10 protein-coding genes are annotated in these 12,873 nt (G+C 73.6%); 4 read left to right on the top strand and 6 right to left on the bottom strand.

Going from position 1 to position 12,873, the window contains the following annotated elements; genetic code table 11:
• Window positions 1-8 precede the first annotated feature (8 nt).
• The 3 genes from ACNNMR_RS03330 to ACNNMR_RS03320 are packed head-to-tail and all read right to left on the bottom strand — an operon-like array spanning window position 9 to window position 4,175.
• On the bottom strand, window positions 9-1,136 hold the full coding sequence (locus ACNNMR_RS03330) for a M20 family metallopeptidase (RefSeq protein ID WP_419992976.1): 1,128 nt from the start codon (window positions 1,134-1,136) through the stop codon (window positions 9-11).
• Window positions 1,133-2,575 (bottom strand): aldehyde dehydrogenase family protein, encoded by a 1,443-nt coding sequence (locus ACNNMR_RS03325; RefSeq protein ID WP_419992975.1) that lies wholly within the window; start codon window positions 2,573-2,575, stop codon window positions 1,133-1,135. The genes ACNNMR_RS03330 and ACNNMR_RS03325 overlap by 4 nt, the downstream gene beginning before the upstream one ends.
• A 34-nt stretch (window positions 2,576-2,609) precedes the next feature.
• Window positions 2,610-4,175 (bottom strand): GMC family oxidoreductase, encoded by a 1,566-nt coding sequence (locus ACNNMR_RS03320; RefSeq protein WP_419992974.1) that lies wholly within the window; start codon window positions 4,173-4,175, stop codon window positions 2,610-2,612.
• Between the two features lie 74 nt (window positions 4,176-4,249).
• On the opposite strand from ACNNMR_RS03320, the gene ACNNMR_RS03315 reads away from it, so the two are divergent.
• Genes ACNNMR_RS03315 through ACNNMR_RS03300 form a run of 4 tightly spaced genes read left to right on the top strand, consistent with a single transcriptional unit; the run spans window position 4,250 to window position 9,964 of the window.
• Entirely contained in the window at window positions 4,250-4,735 is a 486-nt protein-coding gene (locus tag ACNNMR_RS03315; RefSeq protein ID WP_419992973.1) for a GbsR/MarR family transcriptional regulator, read from the top strand.
• A 4-nt stretch (window positions 4,736-4,739) separates the two neighbouring features.
• Window positions 4,740-5,366, top strand: coding sequence for a YigZ family protein (locus tag ACNNMR_RS03310; RefSeq protein WP_419992972.1), 627 nt, complete (start codon window positions 4,740-4,742; stop codon window positions 5,364-5,366).
• Window positions 5,367-5,417: 51 nt separating this feature from the next.
• Window positions 5,418-6,584 (top strand): exonuclease SbcCD subunit D, encoded by a 1,167-nt coding sequence (locus tag ACNNMR_RS03305; protein WP_419992971.1) that lies wholly within the window; start codon window positions 5,418-5,420, stop codon window positions 6,582-6,584.
• Window positions 6,581-9,964 carry an AAA family ATPase gene (locus tag ACNNMR_RS03300; protein WP_419992970.1) on the top strand — a complete coding sequence of 1,128 codons (3,384 nt, stop codon included), beginning with the start codon at window positions 6,581-6,583 and terminating at the stop codon, window positions 9,962-9,964. Before ACNNMR_RS03305 ends, ACNNMR_RS03300 begins: the two co-directional genes overlap by 4 nt.
• A gap of 132 nt (window positions 9,965-10,096) precedes the next feature.
• On the opposite strand, the gene ACNNMR_RS03295 is transcribed toward ACNNMR_RS03300, so the two are convergent.
• Genes ACNNMR_RS03295 through ACNNMR_RS03285 form a run of 3 tightly spaced genes read right to left on the bottom strand, consistent with a single transcriptional unit; the run spans window position 10,097 to window position 12,840 of the window.
• Complete coding sequence (locus ACNNMR_RS03295; protein WP_419992969.1) at window positions 10,097-10,639, bottom strand: GNAT family N-acetyltransferase; 543 nt, start codon at window positions 10,637-10,639, stop codon at window positions 10,097-10,099.
• A complete protein-coding gene (locus ACNNMR_RS03290; RefSeq protein WP_419992968.1) occupies window positions 10,636-12,327 on the bottom strand; it encodes a DUF885 domain-containing protein in 1,692 nt (563 codons plus the stop codon). Before ACNNMR_RS03290 ends, ACNNMR_RS03295 begins: the two co-directional genes overlap by 4 nt.
• 33 nt (window positions 12,328-12,360) lie before the next feature.
• On the bottom strand, window positions 12,361-12,840 hold the full coding sequence (locus ACNNMR_RS03285) for an Lrp/AsnC family transcriptional regulator (RefSeq protein ID WP_419992967.1): 480 nt from the start codon (window positions 12,838-12,840) through the stop codon (window positions 12,361-12,363).
• Window positions 12,841-12,873: the final 33 nt, after the last annotated feature.

The following is a 12,873-nucleotide window of genomic DNA, read 5'->3' as shown; positions in this document are numbered from 1 at the left end:
CATTCCCGTCAGCCGGCGGCGTGTGCGATGTCGATGGCGGTCCAGGCCATCCCGGTCGCTCCGTCGAGGACGGCCCGGTCGGCTGTGCCCGTGACGCAGGCCGCGGTGAATTCGGGCTGATGATTGACGGCGGGGCCGCAGTCCAGGCCGAGCATCGGATGGATGGTGGGCACGACGTGCGACACATTCCCCATGTCGGTGGCCGCGCCCGCGACGCTGTTCGGGAGGGTGGGGAAGGACCGCCCGAGTGCCTCGGCGTTGGCCACCCACAGGGCCAGCAGGTCCGCGTCCGGGTGCAGGTCGGCGTAGACGGGGCCGACCGGCGTGATGGACAGTTCGCAGCCGGTGGCCAGGGCGCCGGCTTCGAAACAGCGGTGCACACGGTCGGCCAGCGGCCGCAGCGAGTCGACGGTGTCGGTGCGCACCATCCAGCGGCCCCGGCTGGTGGCGGGAATGATGTTCGCGGCGGTGCCGGCCTCGGTGCTGATGCCGTGGATCCGGTCCGAGGGGCTGGTCTGCTGGCGCAGCAGACCGATGCCCACCTGGGCGAGGGTCATGGCGTCGGCGGCGTTGACGCCGAGTTCGGGATAGGCGCCGGCGTGCGCGGGCTTGCCGCGGTAGGTCACGTCGAACTGGCTGACCGCGAGGCCGGGCATCGCCGCCATCTCGACCGCGGCCGGGTGGACCATCATGGCGGCGCGCAGCCCGTCGAAGGCGCCCTGTTCGAGCATGAGGACCTTGCCGCCGCCGCCTTCCTCGGCCGGGGTGCCCAGTACCCGTACGGTCAGTCCGAGCTCGTCGGCGAGCGGGGCGAGGGCGATCCCGGCGCCGACGGCCGCGGCGGCGATGACGTTGTGGCCGCAGGCGTGGCCGACATCCGGGAGGGCGTCGTACTCCGCACAGATCGCGATGTGCGTCGGCCCGCTGCCGATGGTCGCCTCGACCGCCGTGGGCAGGCCGTAGCAGCCGTGCCGGACGCCGAACCCGGCCGCGCCCAGGGCGTCGGCGACCCAGCGGCTCGCCCGGTGCTCCTCGAAGGCCAGTTCCGGGTGGGCGTGAATGCGATGCGACAGGGCGACCAGCTGGTCGGCGGCCGCGTCGACGTGCCGTCGCGCGGCTTCCTTGGCCGTGGTCATCGGCGTGCCGCCGGGGCGGTGGGGGCGATGTGGACGGCCGCGGGCCGGGTGGCGGCGTCGTAGGCGGCGCGGGCGCCGGTGGCTCCCATGCCGCTGTCGCGGGCGGGTTCGTACAGCCGCTCGGGGCCGCCACCCTGCCACTGGTTGACCCACACGACGCCCGCGGGCAGCCTCGCGGCCGCCGCGATGTGGTCCGGATCGCCGGTGTACACGGTGGCGGCGAGGCCGAAGCGGGAGTCGGCCGCCCGCGCCAGTCCTTCTTCGAAGGTGCGCACGACGGCGACGGGTGCAACCGGGCCGAACGTCTCCTCGGTCATGACCAGCATGGTGTCGTCGACATCGGTGAGCACGGTCGCCGGGTAGAAGTAGCCGGCCCGCCGCGGCACCGCACCGCCCGTGCGGACGGTGGCGCCCTTGTGCACCGCATCGTCGACGTGCCGTCGCACGATGGCGCGCTGCCGCTCGTCCACGAGCGGGCCGAGCACCGTGGCCGGGTCCAGGCCGTCGCCGAGGGTGAAAGTCTCGGCCGCGGCGACCAGCGCCGCTACGAACTCATCCGCGACCTCCTCGTGGACGTAGATCCGCTCCATGGAGGTGCAGATCTGGCCGGTGTTGACGAAGGCTCCAAAGGCGACGGCCCGCGCGGTCGCCACCGGATCGACTCCTGCGTCGATCACCACCGGGTCCTTTCCGCCCAGTTCGAGGACGGAGCGGTGCAGCCGGCCGCCGGTCGCGGCCCCCACCCGCCGGCCGGTGCCCACCGCACCGGTGAAGTGCACGAGCTGTACGTCCTCGTGTTCCGCGAGCGCCGCTCCGGCTCGCCCGTCGCCCAGGACCAGATTCAGCACGCCCGCCGGTATGCCGGCGGCGTCGGCCAGTTCGAAGAGGCGCACGATCGAGACGGGCGAACGCTCGGACGGTTTGACGACGACGGTGTTACCGGCGGCGAGCAGCGGGCCGAGGGCGAGCAGGACCATGGTGACGGGGAAGTTCCACGGTGTGATCACAGCGGTGGCGCCGAGCGGGTGGCGGACGATGTCGGTCCTGGCCTCGTCCGGGCCGGTCACCGTCTCGGTGAACGGATAGGTGAGGGCCTGCGCCGCGGCGGCCTTCAGTCCGGCGACGGCTCCGTCGATGAAAGTGCGGCCGGTCGCCACCGGCTTGCCCATCTCGCGGCATTCCAGCTCAGCCAGCTCGGCGGCCTGTTCGGCGACCGAGTCGGCCCAGGCATTGATGCGGTCCACCCGTTCTGCCACGGGGAGGGCGGTCCACCGGCCCTGTGCCCCGACCGCCGCCGCGACGGCCCGGTCGACATCCTTGGGGGACGCGGCGCCGAAGCGGGCGAACGCCTCCTCGGTGGCGGGATTGACCACGGTGAGGATGTCCCCGTCGACGGGCTCCACCCAGCGGCCGCCGATGAAGTGCTGCAGGCTTTTCATGTTCGCTGCCGTTTCTGTTCCGTACTGAGCGGGTTCAGTCGTCGAGCCGGTCGGCCATCAGCTCGCCGGCCATGATCGTGGCGAGGTTGGTGTTGGCCCGGGTCACCGAGGGGAACACCGAGGCGTCCACGACCCGGAGCCCCTGGACACCCAGCACCCGGCAGGCCGGGTCGACGACCGTCTCCGCGGCGTCGGGTGCGCCCATGCGGCAGGTGCTCGTGCCGTGCTGGGTGTCGACGACCGTGGCCAGGAGGTGGTCGTCGAGGTCACTGTCGTGGGCGAGGGCCTCGAACAGCGGCCGGTTCGCCTCCCGGAGCGGTTCCGCGAGGACCGTGGCGGCATCGGCGCCGCTGCCCAGCTCGACGAGGGCGCGTACGCCCTCTCTCATGGGGGCGCGGTCCCGTTCGTCGGAGAGCATCCGCTGCGCGACGTACGGGTGAACCGAAGGGTCGGTGGACACCAGGGTGAGTTCGCCGCGCGAGTGGGTCCGGTTGAGCCAGACGCCGAAGGCGCCGGCGTGGGTCTCGGTGTCGGCGGCGGCCATCGCCAGCACGTTCTGGTTGAGCGAGGTGAAGAGCAGGTCGTTCGAGTCCGTGCCGGACTCGCTGGACCAGCGGACGCAGACGTTCGTGTGCCGGTCGTGCGGGGTCTTGATCCTCGCCTCCGGGCGCAGCGGCATCGAGAGCTGCGCCATCGGGTGGTCCTGCATGCCGACGCCGACCGGGAGTTGCTGGCGGACGTCGATTCCCAGGGCCCGCAGCTGTGCGGCGGGCCCGATGCCCGAGCGCAGCAGAATGGCCGGCGAGTGGATGACGCCTGCGCTGAGGATGACCTCGTCCGCGTACTCGGTGCGGACCGCCCCGTCGGCCACCACCCGCACACCTACCGCGCGTACTCCGTCGAAGACGACGGTGTCCACCAGGGCATCGCCGCGGATGGTGAGGTCGCTCAGCTCACGGGCGGGTTCGAGGTAGGCGTCGTTCACGCTGACGCGGCGTCCGGTCCGCGAGTTGATGGGGTACGGCGACACCCCGGTGGCGCCGGGAGCATTGACGTCGTCGGCCCACTCGAACCCGGCGGCCAGCGCCGATTCGGCCAGCGCCCGGTCGACGGCTCCCCAAGCGCCTTTGGGCGTCCGGTAGATCGGTGTCGGGCCGCCGCGGCCGTGATAGGGCTGGTCGCCGAAGTCCTCGTCGTCCTCCAGCCTCGCGAAGTACGGCAGCACGTCCCGCCATGCCCATCCGTGGCAACCCAGCCGGGCCCAGTCCTCGAAGTCCTCCACCGGCGGCCGGATCGCGATCTGGCCGTTGATGGACGAGCTGCCGCCCACACCCCGGCCACGCCAGTACGGAATCTGCTGCTGCTTCTCGGTACGCGAGGAGTTCAGTCCGGGCCAGACCAGACCCGTCGCGGCCGCGGGGTCCATCAGCGCGACGACGGGATTCGGTGAGCGCCACACCTCCGGCAGCTGCGCCGAGCGGTAGTCGGGGCCCGCCTCCAGCAGCAGCACCTTCCTGCCGCGGGCGGCGGCGCGGGCGGCGAGGGCCGCACCGGCCGACCCCGCGCCCACCACGATGAGGTCGCGATTACGCTGTGCCATATTCAGGAATCTGGCGGACTTGGTACGTTCAGTCAAGAGTGAACGTTCAGTTTTTTCCGTACAAGCGAGGGTCGATGGCGCAAGCCCGCAACGGCAGCGAAGCCGCTGACCACAGTCGGCTGATCGAGGACTTCGGCCTGCGGATCGGCAGGGCGATGGGATGGCCGCCCATGGCCGGACGCCTGGCAGGCATTCTGATGCTCAGCCAGGACCCGATGACGCTCTCGGAGCTGCAGCAGGCGCTGGGCGCCAGCAAGGGGTCGGTCTCGGAGACGACCCGCCTGCTCATCACCAACGGCACCGTCGACCGTGTGAAGCGGCCGGGGGTGCGCCAAGCCGTCTACGAATGGCGCGGCGACGCCTGGGTCGGCTGTCTCCAGCACCAACTGGACCAGACGCAGCAACTGCTGGAACTCGCGGAAGCCGCACAGGAACAGGGCCGTGACCTGCCGCCCGTGCAGCAGACGCGGCTGCGCGACATGCGGACCTACTACGCGTTCATGGTGGAGCAGATGCGGCGACTGCTCGACGACTACAAGCGGCACCTGCTCGTAGAGTGATCGGATGCAGGAGCAGTACGAGACCGTGGCCCGGGAGGGCGTGCACGAGACCGAGGTGAATCGGTCGCGGTTCATCTGTGCGCTGGCGCCGGTGGCGAGCGACGCCGAGGCGCAGGCGTTCATCGCCCGTATCCGCAAGGAGCACCCGGCCGCGTCGCACAACTGCACCGCGTACGTCATCGGCGCCGACGGCGCGGTCCAGAAGGCCGACGACGACGGGGAGCCGGGCGGGACCGCCGGGCTGCCCATGCTGCAGATGCTGCTGCGGCGGGATGTCCGCAATGTCGTCGCCGTCGTGACGCGCTACTTCGGCGGCACGAAGCTGGGCGCGGGCGGGCTCATCCGGGCGTACGGAGGCGCCGTCGGTGCCGCGCTCGACGCGGTCGGCACCGTCACCCGGCAGCGCTTCCGGCTGCTCACCGTCACCGTCGACCACCAGCGGGCCGGGAAGGTGGAGAACGATCTGCGCGCCACCGGACGGCCGGTGCGCGATGTGCGCTACGGCGCCGAGGTGGACATCGACGTCGCGCTGCCGGAGCCCGAGCTGCCCGCCTTCCGGGCCTGGCTCGCGGACGCGACCGCCGGGACGGCGCGGGTGGAGCTGGGCGGGGAGACGTACGGGAGCGGGTGAGGCGGGGGTTGTGAGCGGCATTGTCAGACCCCGCCGATACAGTCGGGCGTCATGCGCTTCCTGCACACGTCGGACTGGCATCTCGGCCGGTCGTTCCACCGGGTGAACCTGCTCGCCGCACAGCGGCAGTTCATCGACTTCCTGGTGGCCGCGGCCGCCGAGCACGAGGTCGACGCGGTGCTGGTGGCCGGGGATGTGTACGACCGCGCGGTGCCGCCGCTGGCCGCCGTCGAGCTGTACGACGAGGCGCTGCAGCGGCTCGCGGAGCTGGGCGTCCCGGTGGTGATGACGTCGGGGAATCACGACTCGGCGCGGCGGCTGGGCGTCGGCTCGCGGCTGATCGAGCGGGCGGGGATTCATTTGCGTACGGACCCGGCGCGCTGCGGGGAGCCGGTGCTGCTGCGGGATGCGCACGGCGAGGTGGCGCTGTACGGGCTGCCGTATCTGGAGCCGGCGCTGGTGCGGTCGGAGCTCGGCGTCGAGGAGAGCGGGCATGCGGCGGTGCTGACGGCCGCTATGGAGCGGGTGCGGGCCGACCTGGCCGAGCGGGCGGCGGGCACCAGGTCCGTGGTGCTCGCGCACGCGTTCGTCACCGGCGGTGAAGGCTCCGACAGCGAGCGGGACATCACGGTCGGCGGGGTCGCGTCGGTGCCCGCGGGCGTGTTCAACGGCGTCGACTATGTCGCGCTCGGCCATCTGCACGGCTGCCAGACCATCAGCGAGCGGGTGCGCTATTCGGGCTCGCCGCTCGCGTACTCCTTCTCGGAGGCCGCGCACCGCAAGACGGTGTGGCTGGTCGAACTCGACGGTGCGGGTGACATCGAGGCGGAGCGTATCGACTGCCCGGTGCCGCGGGCGCTGGCGCGGCTCCGCGGGCGGCTCGACGACCTGCTCGCCGACCCGGCGCACGAGGCGCATGAGGACGCGTGGGTGGAGGCCGTCATCACCGACCCGGCGCGGCCCGCCGAGCCGATGGCCCGGCTCGCTGCGCGCTTTCCGCATGTGATCAGCCTCGTCTTCGAGCCGGAGCGGCAGGACGAGGACAAGGGCGAGTCGTATGCCGAGCGGCTGCGCGGGCGCAGCGATACGGAGATCGCGGAGGACTTTGTGCGGCACGTACGGGCGGGGGAGGGGGCGAGCGCCGGGGAGCTGGAGGTGCTGTCCGGGGCGTTCGACAGCGTACGGGCGGCCATGACGCGCGAGGAGGCGGTGCGTTGAGGCTGCACCGGCTCGCCGTCCGGGCCTTCGGGCCGTTCGCCGCCGTCCAGGAGATCGACTTCGACGCGCTGTCCGGCGCGGGCATCTTTCTGCTCCACGGTGCCACCGGCGCGGGCAAGACGTCCGTGCTGGATGCCGTCTGCTTCGCGCTGTACGGCGGCGTGCCCGGTGCCCGGCAGGGCGGGGTGCTGCGCAGCGACCATGCCGATGCCGAGACGCCGACCGAGGTGGAGCTGGAGCTGACCGTAGCGGGCCGTCGGCTGCAGCTGACGCGGCGGCCGGCGCAGCCGCGGCCGAAGAAGCGGGGGAGCGGGACGACCGAGGAGAAGGCGGTCAGCCTGCTCGCGGAATGGGACGCGGCAGCGGGCGACAAAGGCGACTGGAAGGGGCTCAGCCGCTCCCACCAGGAGATCGGCGAAGAGATCGGGCAGCTGCTCGGCATGACGCGCGAGCAGTTCTGCCAGGTAGTGCTGCTGCCGCAGGGCGACTTCGCGCGCTTCCTGCGGGCGGACGCGCAGGCGCGGGCGACGCTGCTCGGGCGGCTCTTCGACACGCGGCGCTTCGCCGCGGTGGAGGAGCGGCTGGCGGAGCTGCGGCGGGCGGCGCACGATGACGTGCGCAGTGGGGATGAGCGGCTGCTCGGGCTGGCGCATCGGATCGAGCAGGCGGCGGGGGCGGGCGGCGGTGCCGCGGCCGGGTTGAGCGGGGTCTCCGCGGCCGGGTTGAGCGGCGTCTCCGTCGCCGGGTCGAGCGGTGCCTCCGTGCCCGGGGCCGGCCGGTCGGCGGCGGGGTCCGTACGGGCCGCGGCGCGAGCGGCAGTCCCCGCGCGTTCCGCGGAGGCCCCCCGCCCCGAACTCGCCCCCGGCGACCCGGGACTCGGCGGCGAGCTGCTGCAGTGGGCGGCCCAGGTGCGTACGGGCGCGCGCGAGCGTCGTGACATCGACGGGCTGGCGGCGCGGGCCGCCGAGCAGGCGTATGCCGCCGAGATGGAGCGCCTCGAGGACGTACGGGACATCGCCCGGCTGCAGCTCGCGCATGCCGACGCCCGCCGCCGCGAGGCCGTCCTTGACGACCAGCGGCCCGAGCGGGACCGGGCCGCCGCCCGCCTGGACCGCGCCCGCGCCGCGGATGCCGTCACGCCCGCGCTCGACCTGCGGGCCGCGGCCGATACGGAGCAGCGCGCGGCCGCGGCAGCGGAGCAGCAGGCCCGGGCGCTGCTGCCCGAGAGCATCGCCGCCGAGCCCGCCGACCAGCTCGCCGCCCGCGAGCGGCGGGTCCGGCAGGAGCTCGGCTCGCTGGAGGCGGCCCGCCGCGCGGAGACCCGCAGCGCGGGCCTCGCCGCCGAACTGGACGGCCTGGAGCGCGAGTCGTACGCGGACGAGGAGATCGCGCGCGAGGCCGCGGACTGGCTGGAGCGGTGGGAGACCACCCGGGAGGGCCTGCAGCGTCGCCTCGACGCCGCCCAGGAGGCCGCCACCCGCGCCGAACAGCTCGCCGCCCGCCTCGGCCCCGCCCGCCGCCGCGCGGAGGCCGCGCATCGGCGCGACACGCTGCGCGACCAGGCATCCGATGCCGAGCGGGAATTGCTCGACGCGCGCGAGAACGCGGCGGTCGCACACCAGCGCTGGCTCGACATGCGCGAGGCTCGCCTGCTGTCCATCGCGGCGGAGCTCGCCGCGGGACTGGAGCCGGACGCGGCCTGCCCCGTATGCGGCTCGGCCGAACACCCGGCTCCCGCCCGCCCGCAGGACGACCACGTGGACAAGGACACGGAGGAGCGCGCCCTCGCCACGCACCGCCGCCTGGAGACGCGCCGCGAGGACGCCCAGCAGCACCTGCGCTCGCTCACCGACGCGATCGCCGCCGCGGCGGCGGAGGCCGCGGCCGGCCTCGGGGCGCCGCCGGTGGGCGCTGGAGACGCACGCGTTGATCCCGGAGCCGCGGCTGCCGGCCCCGGAGCTGCGCACGCCGATGGTGTGGTCGTGTCTGCCGACGCCGACGCCGACGCCGACGCCGACGCCGACGCCGGGGCCGTGTCCGCGGCTGCTGGCCGTGTCACCGCGCCCGTGGACACCGACGCGCCCGAACCCGCCACGCCCGAGCCCGCCGCCGCCGAACTCGCCTCCGCCGCCGACCAACTCGCCGCCGACGAATCCGCCGCCCGCGCCACCGCCGCCGACGCCCTCCCCGCCCGCGAAGCGCTCGACTCCGCCGAGGCGGAACACGCGCGCCGTACGACACTCGCTCAAGAAGCCCAGCAGCGCGCCGCCGCCCGCACCTCCCGTCGCGAAGCCCTCCTCGCCGAGCGGGCCACGCTGGAGCGCGAGGTGGCCGACGCTCGCGGTGAAGCCGCCAGCGTCGCCGCCCGGACCACCGAGCTCGACCGGCAGGCGGAGCTGCTGCTGGAGGCGGCCGAGGCGGCGCGGCGACTGGAGGTGTCCGCGCTCCGCCTCAAGGAGGCCGATGCGCGACTCGCCGATGCCGCGTACCGGGCCGGGTTCGACACGCCGATGGCGGCAGCCGACGCGTGGCTCGACGCCGACGGGCGGCGGGCGCTGCAGCAGCGCCTCGACGGGTGGCAGCGCGAGGAGGCCGCGGTGGTCGCGGTGCTCGCCGACGCCCGTACCAGCGACGCCGCGGCCCGCCCGCCCGCGGACGTCCCCGCCGCGCAGGCCGCGGCCGACGCCGCCACCCGGCGGCTGCGCGACGCCTCCGCCGCCGAGCACACGGCCGAGGCGCGCTGCGCCGACCTCGACCGGCTCTCCCAGGCCACCGCTGACGCCGTCCGCGAACTGGCCCCGGTGCGCGCCGAGTACGACCGCATCGCCCGCCTCGCCGGGCTCGCCGCCGGCACCTCCGCGGAGAACGAGCGGAAGATGCGCCTGGAGTCATACGTCCTGGCCGCCCGCCTCGAACAGGTCGCGCACGCCGCATCCGTACGGCTGGCGCGGATGTCCGGCGGCCGCTACACGCTCGTGCACTCCGACGGCCGCGCAAAGGCGAGCGGTCGCTCGCGCAGCGGGCTCGGCCTGCACGTCATCGACGCCTGGACCGGCGCCGAGCGCGACACCGCCACCCTCTCCGGCGGCGAATCCTTCTTCGCCTCCCTCGCCCTGGCCCTCGGCCTGGCCGATGTGGTCACCGAAGAGGCCGGCGGCGTCCGCCTGGACACGCTCTTCATCGACGAGGGCTTCGGCAGCCTCGACGAGCAGACCCTGGACGAGGTCCTCGACGTCCTGGACGGCCTCCGCGAACGCGACCGCACCGTAGGCATCGTCAGCCATGTCCCCGACCTCCGCCGCCGCATCCCCGTACAACTCGAGGTCATCAAGGGCCGGTCCGGCTCCCAGGTCCGCCACCACACGGTCGCCGACGGCTGAGCGGGCAGTGCACGCCGAAGGCGGGGGGCGGGACCGGGCGGAGGAGGTGCGACCCGGCCGCGCACCCCCGCTGGCGGTTCCATCACATAAAACGACCGAAGTGCCGCGGGGATACGGTTCTGCACGTACTTGTCAGCCGGATGACGGGACGGTCGCCGCGGGCAACTCGTAGACGTGCCACTCCTCTTCCTCCTCGCGCTCCACCCCGACCTGCCGGAAACCCGCCCTGACCAGCACCCGCTGCGAGGCGTCATTGCCGGGCACGGTCTTCGCCCGCAGCACCCGCACCCCGGGCTGCCCCATCGCCCAGCCGCACAGCGCACGGGCGGCATCCGTCGCCCAGCCGCTGCCGCGCGCCGACACCGACAGGTCGTAACCGATCTCCACGACCCCGTCCCGGTCCGGTGCCGCGTGGAAGCCCATCCCGCCCAGCGCCACCCCGTCGGCGGTACGGGTGATGGCGTACGAGCCCCAGCCTCGCCGGTACGTGCCCAGCAGCACCGCCTTGGCCATGATCCCGGCCCCGGTCCGCGTCCCCTCCGGCGGCGCCCCGTCGATCCAGACCAGGCCGCCGCTCCCGCCGTCCGCCACCTGCGCGAGCTGGGTGGCTGCCAGCTCGCGCAGGGTGACCCGGCCTGCGGTCAGCACGACCGCGTCCGTCCCGGCGTCGGTCACAGGGACGACAGCTCCGCGACGAGGTCGTCCAGGCCGAGAGAGCCCAGCGACAGCGCCGCCATGTGCCATTGCTTCGCGTCGAAGGCGTCGCCGTGCGCGGTACGGGCGGCGTCCCGGCCCTGCAGCCAGGCGCGTTCGCCCAGCTTGTAGCCGATCGCCTGGCCCGCCATGCCCTGATAGCGGACCAGCTCGCTCGCCACGAAGTCGGCGGGCCGGCCGCTGTGCATGCCGAAGAACTCCTGCGCCAGCGCGGGCGTCCACTCCTCGCCGGGGTGGAAGGGCGAGTCGGCGGGGATGGTCAGCTTCAGGTGCATGCCGATGTCGATGATGACCCGCACGGCACGCATCATCTGCGCGTCCAGATAGCCGAGCCGGGTCTCCGCGGTGGTCAGGAAGCCGAGCTCGTCCATCAGCCGCTCCGCGTACAGCGCCCAGCCCTCGGCATTGGCGGACACCATGCCCACCGTCGTCTGGTAGCGGGAGAGCTGCTCGGCGACATGCGTCCACTGCGCCAGCTGCAGATGGTGCCCCGGCACGCCCTCGTGGTACCAGGTCGACACCAGGTCGTAGACCGCGAAGCGGGTGGCGCCCATCGTCGGCAGCCAAGTCCGGCCGGGACGCGAGAAGTCCAGCGAGGGGCCCGTGTAGTACGGTGCCGCCGCCGAACCGGGCGGCGCGATCCGGGACTCCACCCGCTTGACCCGCTCGGCGAGCTCGAAGTGGGTGCCGTCGAGCTTCTCGATCGCCTCGTCCATCAGCGACTGCAGCCACTCGCGCGTCTCCTCGACGCCCTCGACCGCCTGGCCGTGGTCCTCCAGCCAGGCCAGCGCCTCCCAGGGCGTCTTGGCGCCGGGCAGCACCTTCTCCGCCTCGGTCTTCATCTCGGCGAGCAGCCGGTGGTACTCCGACCAGCCGTACGCGTACGCCTCGTCCAGGTCGAGGTCGGTGCCGTTCCAGTAGCGCGAGAAGCGGGCGTAGCGCTCGCGGCCGACGACGTCCGCGGCGCCCTCGATGGCGGGCGCGTACACATCCCGCAGCCAGTCGCGCAGCTCCAGCACCGCGTCGGTCGCCGCCCGTGCCGACGAGGTCAGCTCGTCCCGGAGGCCTTCGGGGTCCTCGGACACCAGCTGCACGAACCAGCTCTGTCCAGAGTTGTCCCCCGCCCACTCGCCGAACTGCTCCACCATCGCGGTCACCTGCGCCGGCCCACCCGGCAGCTTGCGCTCAAGGCCGAGCGCGAGCGACTCGCGGTAGCCCGCCAGCGAGGCGGGCACCGCGCGCAGCCGGGCCGCGATGTCGGACCAGTGCTGCTCGGTCTCCGTCGGCATCAGCGTGAAGGCCTGGCGGACCGAGTGCGCGGGCGAGTTGAGGTTGCTGACGGAGCGCAGGCCCTCGCCGGCCTCGTGCACCGCGAGCTCCGCCGTCAGCCGCTCACGCAGCAGCCGAGCGCAGCGCCGCTCGGCGTCCGCGTCGCCGCCCGGCCGGGCCTCCGCCGCGTCCAGCTTGCGCAGGGTGGCGCGGGACAGCTCGGCGAGGGTCTCCTGCCCGGCGGGGGAGAAGTCGGGGAGCTTCGTCTCGCTCCCGGGGACGCCGAGGTAGGTGCCGGTGATCGGGTCGAGGGCGACGAGCTCGTCGACGTAGGCGTCGGCGACTTCGCGGGGCAGCGGGTGCGCGTTCGTGTCGGACATGCGGCCCATCCTCGTACACCCGCAGGTGGTGCGTCACGCGGGTTCGTACGGAAGCAGCGGCCCGCACTCCCACTGCTGGAAGATCAGCCGGGTCTCGACGCGCGCCACCTCGGGCCGCGACGTGAACTCGTCCAGTACGAGCCGCTGCAGATCGGCCGTGTCCGCCACCGCCACATGCACCAGATAGTCGTCGGGCCCGGTCAGATGGAACAGCGCCCGCGACTCGGCGAGCCCCCGCACCCGCTCCACGAAGGGCCCGATCAGCTCCCGCCGGTGCGGCCGCACCTGCACGGACAGCAGCGCCTCCAGGCCGCGGCCGAGCTTCGCCGGGTCGACCTGCAGCCGGTGCCCGACGATCACGCCCGCCCGGCGCAGCCGCGCCACCCGGTCGAGGCAGGTGGAGGGGGCGATGCCCGCGGCGGCGGCGAGGTCGCGGTTCGTCATCCGGGCGTCGTTCTGCAGCAGCCGCAGAATCTCCAGGTCGACCGGATCCAGAGGGGGTGAATCGGGCATTCGCCGAACGTAGCACGGGGACCGACCCACCAC

The sequence above is a fragment of the Streptomyces boninensis genome (assembly GCF_048572725.1).
GTDB lineage: Bacteria > Actinomycetota > Actinomycetes > Streptomycetales > Streptomycetaceae > Streptomyces > Streptomyces boninensis.
The sequence above is the reverse complement of the archived record's forward strand: the minus strand, read 5'-3'. Positions and strand labels throughout refer to the sequence as shown.

Coding starts and splice junctions, on each gene's coding strand:
- ACNNMR_RS03330 (WP_419992976.1), bottom strand. CDS start 1,136: ATGACCACGGCCAAGGAAGCCGCGCGACGGCACGTCGACGCGGCCGCC.
- ACNNMR_RS03325 (WP_419992975.1), bottom strand. CDS start 2,575: ATGAAAAGCCTGCAGCACTTCATCGGCGGCCGCTGGGTGGAGCCCGTC.
- ACNNMR_RS03320 (WP_419992974.1), bottom strand. CDS start 4,175: ATGGCACAGCGTAATCGCGACCTCATCGTGGTGGGCGCGGGGTCGGCC.
- ACNNMR_RS03315 (WP_419992973.1), top strand. CDS start 4,250: ATGGCGCAAGCCCGCAACGGCAGCGAAGCCGCTGACCACAGTCGGCTG.
- ACNNMR_RS03310 (WP_419992972.1), top strand. CDS start 4,740: ATGCAGGAGCAGTACGAGACCGTGGCCCGGGAGGGCGTGCACGAGACC.
- ACNNMR_RS03305 (WP_419992971.1), top strand. CDS start 5,418: ATGCGCTTCCTGCACACGTCGGACTGGCATCTCGGCCGGTCGTTCCAC.
- ACNNMR_RS03290 (WP_419992968.1), bottom strand. CDS start 12,327: ATGTCCGACACGAACGCGCACCCGCTGCCCCGCGAAGTCGCCGACGCC.
- ACNNMR_RS03285 (WP_419992967.1), bottom strand. CDS start 12,840: ATGCCCGATTCACCCCCTCTGGATCCGGTCGACCTGGAGATTCTGCGG.